A 13,583-nucleotide genomic window follows, 5' to 3' on the forward strand; every position below is an offset into this window, starting at 1 on the left:
TTTGCTTTACAGCTGCAAAGACTTAGGACGGGCCGCCGCTCAGACCACGGTCATAACGTCTAGAATCCATGCCGTGATGTTTCAGTGCCGCTGCAGTGGAGAACTTGGAGCAACTCCGGCGAATGTCGGCCACGAATTCTGGACCGCTGTGTTTCTCGGCCGAGGTAACGGAATGGATTCTAGGGTCTGCGCGCGTCGCTTCGCTCCTTGCTCCGCCCTAGAATGACGAAGTTCCGGGACCCTTGAATTCCTTCGCCAGCAAATAAAGCTCCACCGACTCGTCCCGCGAGGCCGGCGGCTTCACATGATGGACCGAACGGAAATTCTGCTTCAGCAATGACAAAAGCTCGTTCTCGGCGCCGCCCTGAAAAGTCTTGGCGAGGAAATGCCCGCCGGGCTTGAGCACGTGCAGGGCGAAATCGGCCGCGACTTCGCACAGATGCATGGTGCGCAGATGATCGGTGCGGCGGTGCCCGGTCGTGGGTGCCGCCATGTCGGACAGCACCACATCCGGCTGGCCGCCCAGCGCCTCGGCAAGTTTTTGCGGCGCGTCGGGATCGAGGAAATCCATCCGCAGGATGACGGCGCCCGGGACCGCGTCCATCTCGAGATAGTCGATGCCGACGACGTGCGGATTTTCCGCCGTCGACTTCGTCCGCGCCGCCGCCACCTGGCACCAGCCGCCGGGGGCAGCACCGAGGTCGATCACTTTCATGCCGGGCTTCAGGAGACGATGCTTGTCGTCGATCTCGATCAGCTTGTAGGCTGCGCGGGAGCGGTAGCCATCGGCCTTGGAGCGCTGCACATAAGGATCGTTCATGTGGCGCTCGAGCCAGCGGCGCGAAGACTCCTTCAAGCCGCTCTTCTTCTTGATCCTGGTCTTGAGGACGCGAATGCCGGCAGATCCTGGCTGTTCGGGTTTCTTGGTCATTGCCTGATTTCTTGTCCGAGCATGATCCTGCGCGAAAACCGATCGAGACTTTTCGCGGGCCAGGTCCTGAAATTCGGTATCAGGATTTCTGGTCCGCTTTTTCTGGCTTGCTTCGTCGTGCCGGTTTTGCGACGGCTTCGCGTTTCACGGAGGACTTCCCCCACTCCGTCGCCGCTTCGCGGCGCCACCTCTCCCCCCTTCGGAGGGAGAGGAAGGGAGCCAAGGCTGGCGACCTCACGCCTTTCCCCTCCCCCGTCGATCGGGGAAGAGGTGTCGAGCGAAGCTCGACGGAGTGGGGGTCGACTGCTCATCAAAACAACGCGGCCACTTTTTGGGATCATGCGCGGCGCCCGCCGTCATTGCGCCAGACGCCGTCGTCGGCCATCAGTTCGCTCAGGATTCCCTCGCGCAGGCCGCGGTCGGCGACGCGCAGCCGCTCGGACGGCCAAACACCGCGGATCGCTTCCAGGATGGCACAGCCGGCGAGCACCAAGTCGGCGCGGTCGGCGCCGATGCAGGGGTTGGCGCAGCGCTGCTGGAAATCCCAGCCGATCAGCCGCTCGATCATGCGGTCGACGCTGTCGCGATCCATCCAGAGGCCATCGACGCGACGGCGGTCGTAGCGCTCGAGATCGAGATGCACGCCGGCCAGCGTCGTCACCGTGCCCGAGGTGCCGAGCAGATGGAAGTTGGGGCTGGCCAGCACATGCGCGAGCCGGTCGCGGCCGTCGAAGACCTTCAACCGCGCGGCCACGTCGTCGACCATGGCGGCAAAGGTCTCGCGCGTGACCGTGCGGCCGCCGAAGCGCTCGGCGAGCGACACCACGCCGACAGGCAGCGAGGTCCACGACACGATGTGATTGGCGAGCCGCGGAGAGCGCCGCCCGGTCAGGTCGATCAGGGCGATTTCGGACGAGCCGCCGCCGATGTCGAACAGCACCACGCCCTGCGTGTCGCGCTCGACCAGCGAGCCGCAACCGGAAACGGCAAGGCGGGCCTCGGTCTGGCGGTCGATGATCTCGAGCTTCAGCCCGGCCTCGCGCTCGACGCGATCCAGGAATTCGACGCCGTTTGCGGCCGAACGGCAGGCTTCGGTGGCGATCAGCCTGGCTTTCCTGATCTTGCGGTTGCGCAGCTTCTCGCCGCAGACCTTCAGCGCCTCGACGGCACGGTCCATCGCGGCCTGGCTTAGCCGGCCGCTGGCGGTCAGCCCCTCGCCCAGCCTGACGATGCGCGAGAAAGCGTCGATGACGCGGAACTGGCCGTGACGGCCAGGCACCGCGACCAGCAGCCGGCAATTGTTGGTGCCGAGGTCGAGCGCGGCGAAAACCGGCAATTCCTGCTGCGGCGGACGCTGTGGGACCGACAGCCTTGGCTCAACCTGCGGCGGCGCGTTGCGAGGTTGGCTTGCAGAGATCGCGCCCGGCGCGGGATGCGGCACGGCGCCGTTCTCGTCGCGCGCGAACACCTTGCGGCCGCGCTTGCGCTTGCGGCGCTTGCGCGTCTTGCCTTTCGGCTGATCGCCCTGCTGGTCGGCCTGACTTGCGCCAGTCTGCCTCTGGTTGGCATGTCTGGGTTCGGCATGTCTTTGATGCGCACCCGCGTGGCGGCTGAATCGCGCCGTATGTTGGCCCGCCGACTGCGTCGGCGATGCCCCGGACATGCCCACTGCCGACGCGCCCGCGCCGGTATCGTGGTCTTCCACTTCAGTTCCTTCCGGCGCCGCGCGAACCGGGAACGGACGCAGCAGGCACCTCGATTTGTTTCAAGTTGAGGGCAGAGTAGCAGCGCCGTTCGCAATCACCAAGAGCGCATGGCCGAATTTCGCTAATGTCGCATTTTGCCAGCATCATGTTGGGGCAATGTCTTGCCGGTTGAATAGCCGGCTTCAATCAGGCATGTCTCAAATGAGGGTTCGACAGGGTTTTGGGCACATCACTCAATGAGCTGCAACGCATGATGACGACGCCATGAATTGGAGGCGCTATTTCTGGCCGGTCATAGGCATCGCGGCCGTCGCATTCTCGCTGTGGCTGCTCATTCACGAACTGCGCGGCATTTCGCTCAACGATGTCTGGATCGGCATCTCCGCCATCCCGCCGCGCGGCTGGCTGCTCGCGGCGCTGAGCTCGATCGTCGCCTACGCCTCGCTCGCCGGCTACGACCACATCGCGCTGCTGCATATCGGCAAGAAAGTATCGTGGCTGTTCGTCACGCTGTGCTCCTTCACCACCTACGCGGTGTCGCACAATATCGGCGGCTCGGTGTTTTCCGGCGCGGTCATCCGCTACCGCGCCTATGCCACGCGGGGGCTGACCGGCCAGGAAGTCGGCGTGCTGGTGGCGATCTGCTGGTTCACCTTCATCCTGTCCAGCGTTTTCCTCGGCGGCCTCGTGCTGTTGCTGGAACCCCAGATCATCGATCGTTTCACGGGTACGCCGCATCACGGCGCGGCCTTCGCCGCCGGGCTCGCCATGCTCATCCTTGTCGGCGCCTACGCCTTCGGCAGCTGGTTGCGGCTGAGACCGCTGAAAATAGGCAGCTTCCAGCTGCACTATCCGGCGCTGCCGATCGTGGCGCGGCAATTGCTGATCGGGCCGGTCGAACTGCTGGGGGCCGCCGCGATCATCTATTTTGCCCTGCCCGAGGTTGGCAATCCCGGCTATTTCGTCGTGCTCGGCGTGTTCATGGTGTCGTTCTCGATCGGGCTCCTTTCGCATGCGCCGGGCGCGCTCGGCGTGTTCGAGGTCGTCTTCCTCACCGGCCTTTCGGACATGGATCCGGTCGGCGTGCTTGCAGCACTTCTGGTGTTCCGCCTGTTCTATCTCATCATTCCGCTGCTGATCGGCCTTGGCGTGGTGCTCTATTTCGAGCATTCGCAATACAGCCGAGGCGAGCGCTGAGGCCTTCGGCGCCTGGCGGCGGAGCCAAGGCATGGCGCCCAAAAGTGCGGAGCGGTTTTGGGGAACGACATGCATCGGACAAAGGCTCAAAAAAGCCTGCGTTGATCTCAGCTGCGGGCTTGACTATTTTCGGATGGCGGCTACAAGGCAGCGCTCGCGGCACATAAGCCGCCCGCTTCGCGCGGCACCAGCCGCGCCTGCTGGGGAATAGGTTAACGGTAGACCCACGGACTCTGACTCCGTTAGTCCTGGTTCGAATCCAGGTTCCCCAGCCAAAGCATTCCACAACAAAATATATGCAACCTAGTGGGCAATTTTTGCCCTTCTTCGATTTTGCATCGTTATGCTTCCTGAAAGGTTCTGCACGATGCCGCGTCATGCCCACCGATAGCCAGTACATTCTCGAAAGCGTTAGCCAAGGATGCGTGATGCTTTCCGAGGACGAGTTCGTCATCGACAGGCTGGTAAAGTATGTCGGCAACGGGAGGATCCGGTGGCACATCGAATTCCGTGGGTATCGCATCGAGCTGACGACAGGCCAGATCAAGAGGCAGCCTACCTTCCGCAGGAAGATACTCGAACAGGCCGGAGTGCTGCCGCCCCAGCGTGCCGGGGTCGATTACCGGCGATGGTCACTCGATCTGAGAAAGAATGCCATTGAGCTTCCCTGGCGCGATAGACCGGTCGATGCCGGTTTCGCCATCGACAGGCTTGTCAGCCATGGGGATGGGCGCTGGACGGTTCAATACCAAGGTAAGGCCATCAAGTTCACGACGACCAAACTGCGCAGGCAAGTCAGTTTCCGCAAACGCATGCTGGCCAAGGCCAAGGTGTTGCCGCCCGAGTTGGCCCCGCTTGCCTATCGCAAGTGGATGGACTGGCTCATTCAAAACGCGACTGAGGCTGCGCCGCAGGCCGGCGAAGGTTCGATGACACAAAAAAGTTGGCTTGATGACCTGCCGGAGTTGGCCGGCTGGCAAGATGCAGCCTTGCCCTAAGGAACCGATTAGGGCGGCCGGCGCGGCTCGTTTCCGGTGATAATGCCCGGGTTGGCGCTGCCTTGTCCAACGGTCCCGCCATCTAGCCGCTTCCTAACTGTCGCCCAGGCTCCCGGATAATCCGGCTGCATCGCCGGCGCGGCCTTCGCAAACTCTTCCAGTTTGCGGCACTCGGTGTCGATCTCCAAAAGACGAGGATACTGCGACAGATCGCAGTCGAACCGGCGTGCATTGTCCATTTGCGGAACGAGACAGGCATCCGCCAATCCCGGCCGGTCGCCAAAACAGTACCGGAGCTGCGCCGGCTGTTGCGCGAGTTGCGCCTCCAGGCTGGAGAACGCCTGCCGCACCCAATGATGATACCATGCTCGGACCTGCGGCTCGTCGGCTCCCAACACGTCAGCGAGATAGCGCCGGATCCGGTTGTTGTTGATGGGATGCAGATCGGCGGCGATCAGTTGCGCGAAAGATCTCGCCTCGGCACGCAGGATCGGGTCGTCCGGCAAGATGCTGGGCTCGGGAAAGAGTTCCTCGAGCAATTCAATGATCGCCATCGACTGAGCCACGACGCGCCTGTCGACCTCCAGGGCAGGCATCAGCCCCTGAGGATTGAGCTTTCGATAGGCCTCGGACGACAGCGAAGGGATCGCCACATACTCATATGGCAGCCGCTTCAGGTTGAGCACGATGCGCACGCGCTGACCGGCCGAGTTCTGGTATCGCGTATGCAAGCGCAGCTTCACGCAAGGACTGTAGCCTGCGGCCAGCCCCAAGGCGACTCGGGGTTCCTGTATGCGAGGCGGCAGAGCGGCGACCGCAGCGGCATTAGAGCAATTTTTCCCAAGACCCGGAGCCCGCTACGCGCGAGGCTTGTGCGGTAGTGGTCCAGCGTCTCCTCGCTGCCCGTCTTGGAGAAAATCATGGCGATTGCAATGTCCCCGTTTCTCGCTGGTCTCAGATCCGGTAGGCCTCCGGCCGAGCGAGCGAAAGACATGGAGCTCTATGCCTGGCTGATCGGCAGTTGGGACATGGACACCCTCCATCACCTCAACGATGGCACGATCCGGAAATGGGATGGCGAATGCCATTTCGGCTGGGTGCTCGAAGGCCGCGCCATCCAGGACATCTGGATCAGGCCAAGGCGGCCTGCCCCGTCCACCATGTACGGCACCACCTTGCGTGTCTTTGATCCCGGCATCGGCGGCTGGCACGTCATCTGGAGCGATCCGCTCAACCAGGATTATTCACGCCAGATCGGGCGCGCCGACGGCAAGGACATCGTCCAGATCGGCGAGGACTCGCGCGGCCTGCAAGCGAGATGGCGCTTCACCGAGATCATGGCCGACAGCTTTCATTGGATCGGCGAAGAGAGAGCCGCCGAGAGCGATCCTTGGCGGATGACTTATGAGCATTTCGCGCGGCGGACGAACTCGTGATCTGGTCGGCGGTTTTCAATCACCTGCCTGCCGCCGAAAGGCGTCTCTCGGCTTAACCTCGACCGGCTGGGTCATCCTGCGAAGCTCCGCGAGAACGGCATTCTCGAATAGTGACGGCTGGTGAAACTCGCTGGTGACCACACCCAGCTTTCTCGGCGGCAGGCCATCCCGCAAGGGAATCACGGTCAGGCCGGGCAGAGGGCACGATCTGGCGGCGATCTCGGGGACGACGGTCAGGCCGATGTTCTGCTGCGCGAGCTGGCAGCCGGTCATAAGCTGGCGCACCTCGACGACGGTCCTCGGCTGCAGGCCGGACCGCTCAGACATCATGGCCAGCCAATTGCCCGATGTCGTTCCAGAGGGAAAGCGGATGAAAGGTTCGGCAAGCACCTCTTCGTCGGCAAGCTCCGACCGCTCGGCGAGAGGATGCGATGTCGACAGGACCACGCAAGCGCCGTCCTGGCAGAGCAACTCGAACAGCAGGCCGGGCGACGGAACGAACACGCTGCTGATGCCGAAATCGATCTCGTTCGACCGGACGAGCTGAAACGTCTCTTCGCTGTCGATCTCCACGATATCGAGCACATGGTTGGGGAATCGGGGCCGCAGTGCATGGAAGGCGGGGCCAATGAACATCGCGGCGAAGGACGCTACGCTTGCCACGCGCAGGATCTGCTCGGTGCCCAGGCTGAGCGAAGCAAGTTGGTCGACGATCGCCTCGTTGCCCGCCACGAGCCGCCGCAGCCCGGGCAACAGCGAACTGCCGGCAGGGCTGAGCCGAAGCCCTTCGCGGTCGCGGACCAGCAGCGTGAAGCCCAATTGCTTTTCCAGCTGCGTGACGTGCTGCGAGATGGCCGGCTGGGTGAGGCCCAGCTCTTCCGCGGCCTGGGTGAACGAGTCCAGTTCCAGCACCGTCAGCAGGCTGCGCACGCGGCGCACGGATATCTCATCGCGTCGGGAAAGCATAACGGCACCTTCATAAGCGTCTTCGGACGACCATAACGAAACGCTATTTCCTTGCTTATTCATAAGCAACTAGCGTCCGCCGCAACGACATGCGGAGACTAGGGATGACGGCTCGTGATTCAGGTGTTCAACGAATTCAGGCCCGCAGGAATCATTCCTGCTACGGAATGGGCCTGGGCATCATCATCCTGGACGAGGTGTATCCGGGCTTCCCGGGCGATGTGCGGAACGCCAGCGCCTATCCCTTTCCGATCCAGTATGAAATCGCCGAAGGCGTCGACATCCAGAACCTCGTCCGCGGCGACGACAAGAAGGCCCTGCTGGAGCCGATCGTCAGGGCCGCGCGGAAACTGGAACGCATGGGATGTCGCGCGATCGCCGCCGAATGCGGCTACTTCGCCTGGTTCCAGAAGGAGATCGCGGCTAGCGTCGGCGTGCCGGTTTTCGCGTCGAGCCTGCTGCAGGTGCCCCTCGCCCAGATGATCGTCAGCCCGGAAAGGGTCGTCGGCATTCTTGTCGCCGAAGGGGATCGGCTCAGTGACCGGCACCTGACTTCGGTGGGCGTGATGCTCGGGACGAACTACGTCGTCCATGGCGCCAAGGATGACGGGAAGACGCCCCAGTTCGACACTCTCTGGACGAAGGACATCCGACCCGAAATCCCGACAGCGGATTACGGCCTGGCCGAGCGCGACATCGTCAAGGTCGCGAAGGATTTCGCCGCCGCCCATCCCGACATGGGGGCCATGGTGCTGGAGTGCACCGGGTTCCAGCCCTTCGGCCGGGCGATACAGCGGGAGATCGACATGCCTGTGTTCAGCTGGTCGACTTTGCTGGACTATGCCTATTCCGTCGCCGTGCACCGGGATTTCTACGGTCACATCTGACCTGCGCGATCCGCCCAAATGAAAAGGCGCGGTCGAGACCGCGCCCTTCATAAGCTTCTTCGGAGGCCTGATTCGACCCGTGATGCCTACTCAGCCGCCTCATACCCCGCGATGCCTTTGATCTCGAGGAAATCCTCCAGGCCGTATTCGGCGTATTCGCGGCCGTTGCCGGACTGCTTGTAGCCGCCGAAGGGCAGGCCGGCGTCCCAGGTCGGGTAGTTGATGTAGACATTGCCGGAACGCATGCGGGCGGCCGCCTGGCGCGCCTTCTCGATATCCTTGGCCTGGATATAGGAGGCAAGGCCGAAGACGGTGTCGTTGGCCTGCTCGATCGCTTGGTCGACCGTGTCGTAAGGCATGATCGACAGCACCGGCCCGAAGATCTCCTCCTTGGCAATGCGCATGTCATGCGTGACATTGGCGAAGACGGTGGGGCGGACATAGTAGCCGCGGTTGAGCTCGGCCGGCCGGCCGGGGCCGCCGGCGACCAGGGTAGCGCCTTCCTCAATGCCGCTCTGGATCAGATCCTGGATCTTATCGAACTGCAGCTGGCTCACCACCGGGCCGAGCTTGGACGCGGGCGCGTCGGCTGGGCCGACGGTGAATTTTTCCGCCGCCCTCTTGGCGTAGCCCGCCGCCTCGTCGTGACGGTCGCGCGGCACGAACATGCGGGTCGGCGCGTTGCAAGACTGGCCGCTGTTGCCGAAGCAGCCGGCGACGCCCTTGGTGACGGCCCGCTCCAGATCGACATCGGGGAACAGGATGTTGGCCGACTTGCCGCCGAGCTCCTGATGCACGCGCTTGACCGTGTCGGCCGCCGCCTTGGCGACCAGGATGCCGGCGCGGGTCGAGCCGGTGAAGGACATCATGTCGACATCCGGATGGCTGGCCAAAGCCTGGCCGACGCCCGGGCCGTCGCCGTTGACGAGGTTGAAGACGCCCTTCGGCACGCCGACTTCGTCGATGATCTCGGCGAAGATGATGGCGTCGAGCGGCGCGATCTCGGACGGCTTCAGCACCATGGTGCAGCCGGCGGCAAGCGCGGGACCGACCTTGCAGGTGATCTGGTTGAGCGGCCAGTTCCACGGCGTGATCAGGCCGACGACGCCGATCGGCTCCTTGACGATGAGCGAGGAGCCCTTGACGCGGCGGAACTGGAAGGTCTTCAGCACCTCGGCCATCTTTTCGAGATGCGCCAGTCCGACGCCGACCTGGCTGTCCAGCGCCATCTGGCGCGGCGCGCCCATCTCGTGCGAGACCGCGAGCGCCAGGTCCTTGCTGCGCTTCTTGTAGATTTCGACGACGCGGTTGAGGATCTCGAGCCGCTCCTCGACCGAGGTGAAGCCGAAAGTGGCGAAGGCGCGCTTGGCGGCTGCGACGGCCTTGTCGACGTCGGCCTTGGTACCGAGCGAAATCTGGGCGAAAGCGTCCTCGTTCGAGGGATCGATGACGTCGAGAGCGTTCGGCACCACGGGATCGACCCAGGCGCCGTCGATATAGAATTGCAGATTATGGGACATGGATTTCCTCCTCGGTCGGCCGTGGGTCTCGATTGTGGTGGGGACTAGCGTCGTATTCCGTCAGAGATAACGATGCGAGCGATGCCAAACGCAAGCACCGGTGATTGCGCCAGGCGACGGGGATCCGGAAAGCTCCCGATTTCGAGCACTATAGCAGCGTGTGGCCGGCGTTCTCCAGCAGGGCCGCCGCCCTTACACCATCGGAAGCCTTTACCAGGAGATGATCACCGTCGAAGGTCGACACCACAAATACCCCAAGACCGTTTTCCGACAAGGGCCTGACCACCGAAAGCACGATGCCGGTCTCGTCGAAGGCAAATGGGCCTTGCAGCTTGAAACATAGCCAGTCCCGGTCCTGCTTCACAGCGACAGGAACACGGTCCTGCACGCAGACTATGGACAACTCATCATCGGTCCGGCTGATGCTGACGAATCCCGGTCCATCGGCCCAATCCGGTATAGGCTCGGCGGACTCGAGCCGAGAGATCGCGTAGCGGGCAGGTAGTTGTTTCAGCCTGACGCTGGGAGTCATTTCTCATACAGCTCCTGCTTACGGGGATCAGCCATTCAAGGATTGAGCTAGCGGTGTTTGTTATGCCAATCAACCCTATCGATTAATCGTAAAAATTGATCATTATAACTCGAATAATTCGTTGGAAGAATTGGTTTTGGAATGGCATTTCGGCGAGGCAAGCGCCTGGAGAATCCAATTGTCCTTCCTACCCGCCACCGCGAACGATCTTCCAAATCGCCTGAACTCGGCCAGCGCCGAGCGCAAGCGTCCTGCCCTGACCTCGATCTCAACCGGCGTGGTGCCGGGACTGGTGCTGGTGGCGATGATCACCAGCGTCGCTTATTCTGCGCGCGGTTTCTCCGGCCTCGCCTTGTTCAGCCCGATGATCCTCGCCGTCGTCGCCGGCATGGTCTATTCCAACGTGCTCGGCCTGCCCGCCCATGCCAAGGCCGGCATTGCTTTCTCGCAGAAGCGCCTGCTGCGCTTCGCCATCGTGCTGCTGGGCTTCCGGCTGACGCTCGGCCAGGTGGCGGGCATCGGCCTTGGCGGTGTCGGCATCGTCGCCGCCACGCTCGGCGCCACCTTCCTCTTCACCGTCACGCTCGGCCGGCTGATCGGCGTCGACCGGAAGCTCGCGCAGCTCATCGCCGCCGGCACCTCGATCTGCGGCGCCTCGGCGATCGTCGCCACCAACATCGTCACCGACGCGCGCGACGAGGACGTGACCTACGCGGTTGCCGCGATCACGCTGTTCGGCACCGTCGCCATGCTCGGCTTCCCGCTGCTGGCGCCGGTTCTTGGCCTCGACCAGCACGCCTTCGGACTGTGGGCGGGCGCCTCGATCCACGAGGTGGCGCAGGTGATCGGCGCCGGCTTCCAGAACGGCACGCTCTCCGGCGAGACCGCGACCGTCGCCAAGCTGACGCGGGTCGCCATGCTGGCCCCAATGGTCATCGCGCTCGGCCTGATGGCGCGCCGCGGCAGCACCGACGCTTCCGGCGCCAGGCCGCCGCTGCCCTGGTTCGTCGTGGCCTTCGTCGCGGTCGTGGCGCTGAACAGCCTGGTCGCGATCCCGGCCCAGTTCCACTCGGTGATCGCTTTAGCCGCGCAGGTGATGCTGACCATGGGGCTCGCCGCCATGGGCCTTCAGGCCGATATTTCGCAGCTGCGCTCGCGCGGTCTTCGGCCGCTGATGCTGGCCTTTTCGGCCTTTCTCTTCATCGGCTGTTTCAGCCTGATGCTGGTGAAGTTCGCCTGAGGCAGGTCTGGGCCGGCCTCAGTCTTCGTCATCGTCCTCGAACGAGCACGCCGCGACATAGATCGCGGCGAGTTTCTCGATGCCGGCCTGGTCTTCCTTGTCGAAGCGCCCGGGCAGCGGGCTGTCGAGGTCGAGCACGCCGAACGCGCCTTCGGCGTCGCGCAACAGCACCACCAGCTCGGAACGCGAAGCGGCATCGCAGGCGATATGGCCGGGAAATTCGTTGACGTCCTTTACCAGCATCGACATGTCGAGCTCGATGGCCTTGCCGCAGACGCCCTTGCCGACGGCGATGCGAACGCAGGCGGGCTTGCCCTGGAAGGGCCCGAGCACCAGCTCGTCCTCGGAAGCAAGGAAATAGAAGCCGGCCCAGTTGAGGTCGGGCACCATCTGGTAGATCAGCGCCGCGGTGTTGGCGGCATTGGCGACGGAGTCGCCCTCGCCTTCCAGCAGCGCTTTCAATTGCGTGGCCAACTCCTTGTAGAAGGCCGGCTTGTTGCTTGTGTCGATTGCCGTTGCCGCAAACATCGCTTGATCTCTCCGTTGCAAGCCGGCCGTGCGGCCAGCTACAGTTCACCTCTCTCTGCCACCAAAACCGCCGCCGGGAAACAGCCTATCGTGACCTCCAGCCATTCCAGAATATCAAGGGCCAGGACGATCCGGATCGCCGCCGCCGTCATCCGCGACGACGACGGCAGGCTGCTTCTGGTGCGCAAGCGCGGCACCAGCGCCTTCATGCAGGCCGGCGGCAAGATCGAGCCGGGCGAGTTGCCGGCCGCCGCCCTTGCACGCGAATTGCGCGAGGAGCTGGGCGTTGCCGTCGATCCGGGCTCGGCCTTTCATCTCGGTTCCTTCTCGGCGCCCGCCGCCAATGAGCCTGACGCACGCGTCGAGGCCGAGCTGTTCGAGCTCTCCATCACCGGCGAGCCGGTCCCGGCGGCAGAGATCGAGGAAATGATCTGGCTGAACCCGGAGCTGGCGAGCGGCATGGAACTGGCGCCGCTTACCGCCGATATCGTGCTGCCGCGCTACGGCCGCCAGCCATGAGTTCACGCAACGAGCCAAAACAGGCGGCGGACGGAGCGACTTTGACCTTCGCGGTGCTGGTCTTTCCCGGCTTTCCAATGATGGCGTTTTCTTCCGTCATCGAGCCGCTGCGCGCCGTCAATATTCTTGCCAAGCGCGACTGCTATCGCTGGGTGATCATCGGCGCCGATCAAGGCACCGTCGAGGCCTCCAACGGCGTCGTCATCCAGCCGGGCTTTTCAGCCTCCGACGCGCCGAAGGTCGACCGCATCGTCGTATGCTCGGGCGGCGATGCCGACCATGTCGTGGCCGACGAGGCGATGAGCTGGATCCGCAAAAGCCTGCGCGGCGGCGCGCATATCGGCGCTGTCGCCGACGCCGCTTTCTTCCTCGCCCGCGCCGGCCTGCTCGACGGCCATGCCTGCACCTTGCACTGGACCAGCCAGGCAGCCTTTACCGAAGCTTTTCCGGATATCGAGCTTCGGCGCGACCTTTTTGTCATCGACCGCAAGCGCTTCACCTCGGCCGGCGGCGTCGGCAGCCTCGACATGATGCTGGAGATCATCACGCGAGACTGCGGCGCCGAGATCGCGGCGGGCGTCGCCGAATGGTTCGTGCATTCTCCCTTGCGCTCCAGCGTCGACCGCAAGCTGATGCCGCTCAGGCTGCGCACCGGCGTTCAGAACGAGCTGGTGCTGTCGGCCATCGCCATCATGGAGGACGCTGTGGAAGAGCGGCTCGGCATGGCGGAGCTGGCGGAGCGGCTCGGCGTCTCGCCCGATAAGCTTGAGCGCAATTTCCGCGCCGAGTTGGATATCTCGCCCAACGGATATTACCGGCGGCTCAGGCTCAAGCGAGCGGCCGACCTGCTGGCGCATTCGACGCTGATGGTGCGCGATGTCGCGCTGGCCTGCGGGTTTGCGTCGATGTCGAGCTTTGCAAGGGCGTTTCGAGAGGAGCATGGGCATGCGCCTAAGGCGATGCGGCGGCATTAGGGGTGCGCGCTGCGCGATGAAACGCAGGCGGGACAGCGCCCCCCTCTGTTCTGCCGGACATCTCCCCCACTTTGAGGGCTTTGCACGGAACCGGGTTGGTGATTCCGTAGGTCAGGAATGAAGGGGGATGATTCGGATGGTCGATCGTG

14 protein-coding genes and 1 tRNA gene are annotated in these 13,583 nt (G+C 63.5%); 8 read left to right on the forward strand and 7 right to left on the reverse strand.

Annotated elements, in window-relative coordinates:
- Positions 1-217 precede the first annotated feature (217 nt).
- Both FJ956_RS29975 and FJ956_RS29985 read right to left on the reverse strand, forming a co-directional pair.
- Positions 218-931 (reverse strand): RlmE family RNA methyltransferase, encoded by a 714-nt coding sequence (locus FJ956_RS29975; RefSeq protein ID WP_140684855.1) that lies wholly within the window; start codon positions 929-931, stop codon positions 218-220.
- A 337-nt stretch (positions 932-1,268) separates the two neighbouring features.
- Positions 1,269-2,636: a Ppx/GppA phosphatase family protein gene (locus tag FJ956_RS29985; protein ID WP_140684856.1), complete on the reverse strand. Its 1,368-nt coding sequence runs from the start codon at positions 2,634-2,636 to the stop codon at positions 1,269-1,271.
- A gap of 265 nt (positions 2,637-2,901) precedes the next feature.
- Here FJ956_RS29985 and FJ956_RS29990 point away from each other — a divergent pair, with 265 nt between their 5' ends.
- From FJ956_RS29990 to FJ956_RS30000, 3 genes are all read left to right on the forward strand, one after another.
- Positions 2,902-3,834 carry a YbhN family protein gene (locus FJ956_RS29990; protein WP_140684857.1) on the forward strand — a complete coding sequence of 311 codons (933 nt, stop codon included), beginning with the start codon at positions 2,902-2,904 and terminating at the stop codon, positions 3,832-3,834.
- A 201-nt stretch (positions 3,835-4,035) separates the two neighbouring features.
- Positions 4,036-4,109: transfer RNA gene (locus tag FJ956_RS29995), tRNA-Gln, on the forward strand.
- Positions 4,110-4,211: 102 nt separating this feature from the next.
- Positions 4,212-4,832, forward strand: a complete 621-nt coding sequence (locus FJ956_RS30000; RefSeq protein WP_140684858.1) for a hypothetical protein — start codon at positions 4,212-4,214, stop codon at positions 4,830-4,832.
- Between the two features lie 8 nt (positions 4,833-4,840).
- Here FJ956_RS30000 and maiA read toward each other — a convergent pair whose 3' ends face one another.
- Positions 4,841-5,575: a maleylacetoacetate isomerase gene (maiA, locus tag FJ956_RS30005; RefSeq protein ID WP_246672246.1), complete on the reverse strand. Its 735-nt coding sequence runs from the start codon at positions 5,573-5,575 to the stop codon at positions 4,841-4,843.
- A 249-nt stretch (positions 5,576-5,824) separates the two neighbouring features.
- Between maiA and FJ956_RS30010 the strand changes: the two genes are divergently transcribed.
- The gene (locus FJ956_RS30010) at positions 5,825-6,268 is read left to right on the forward strand and encodes a hypothetical protein (protein WP_246672247.1); all 444 of its coding nucleotides are present in this window, start codon (positions 5,825-5,827) and stop codon (positions 6,266-6,268) included.
- Between the two features lie 15 nt (positions 6,269-6,283).
- Here the strand turns inward: FJ956_RS30010 and FJ956_RS30015 are convergent, their stop codons facing one another.
- The gene (locus FJ956_RS30015; protein WP_181170415.1) at positions 6,284-7,207 is read right to left on the reverse strand and encodes a LysR family transcriptional regulator; all 924 of its coding nucleotides are present in this window, start codon (positions 7,205-7,207) and stop codon (positions 6,284-6,286) included.
- A 131-nt stretch (positions 7,208-7,338) separates the two neighbouring features.
- On the opposite strand from FJ956_RS30015, the gene FJ956_RS30020 reads away from it, so the two are divergent.
- Entirely contained in the window at positions 7,339-8,121 is a 783-nt protein-coding gene (locus tag FJ956_RS30020) for an aspartate/glutamate racemase family protein (protein WP_140684860.1), read from the forward strand.
- 86 nt (positions 8,122-8,207) lie between these two features.
- Here FJ956_RS30020 and FJ956_RS30025 read toward each other — a convergent pair whose 3' ends face one another.
- Both FJ956_RS30025 and FJ956_RS30030 read right to left on the reverse strand, forming a co-directional pair.
- Positions 8,208-9,641 carry an aldehyde dehydrogenase family protein gene (locus tag FJ956_RS30025; protein ID WP_140684861.1) on the reverse strand — a complete coding sequence of 478 codons (1,434 nt, stop codon included), beginning with the start codon at positions 9,639-9,641 and terminating at the stop codon, positions 8,208-8,210.
- A 148-nt stretch (positions 9,642-9,789) separates the two neighbouring features.
- A complete protein-coding gene (locus FJ956_RS30030) occupies positions 9,790-10,173 on the reverse strand; it encodes an ACT domain-containing protein (protein WP_140684862.1) in 384 nt (127 codons plus the stop codon).
- A gap of 220 nt (positions 10,174-10,393) precedes the next feature.
- Here FJ956_RS30030 and FJ956_RS30035 point away from each other — a divergent pair, with 220 nt between their 5' ends.
- The gene (locus FJ956_RS30035) at positions 10,394-11,413 is read left to right on the forward strand and encodes a YeiH family protein (RefSeq protein ID WP_246672248.1); all 1,020 of its coding nucleotides are present in this window, start codon (positions 10,394-10,396) and stop codon (positions 11,411-11,413) included.
- Between the two features lie 18 nt (positions 11,414-11,431).
- On the opposite strand, the gene FJ956_RS30040 is transcribed toward FJ956_RS30035, so the two are convergent.
- Positions 11,432-11,941 (reverse strand): GAF domain-containing protein, encoded by a 510-nt coding sequence (locus FJ956_RS30040; RefSeq protein ID WP_140684863.1) that lies wholly within the window; start codon positions 11,939-11,941, stop codon positions 11,432-11,434.
- Positions 11,942-12,031: 90 nt separating this feature from the next.
- Between FJ956_RS30040 and FJ956_RS30045 the strand changes: the two genes are divergently transcribed.
- Both FJ956_RS30045 and FJ956_RS30050 read left to right on the forward strand, forming a co-directional pair.
- The gene (locus FJ956_RS30045; protein WP_140684864.1) at positions 12,032-12,460 is read left to right on the forward strand and encodes an NUDIX domain-containing protein; all 429 of its coding nucleotides are present in this window, start codon (positions 12,032-12,034) and stop codon (positions 12,458-12,460) included.
- The gene (locus tag FJ956_RS30050) at positions 12,457-13,434 is read left to right on the forward strand and encodes a GlxA family transcriptional regulator (protein ID WP_140684865.1); all 978 of its coding nucleotides are present in this window, start codon (positions 12,457-12,459) and stop codon (positions 13,432-13,434) included. Before FJ956_RS30045 ends, FJ956_RS30050 begins: the two co-directional genes overlap by 4 nt.
- Positions 13,435-13,583 lie beyond the last annotated feature (149 nt).

It is taken from the genome of Mesorhizobium sp. B2-4-3, assembly GCF_006442815.1.
Taxonomy (GTDB): Bacteria; Pseudomonadota; Alphaproteobacteria; order Rhizobiales; family Rhizobiaceae; genus Mesorhizobium.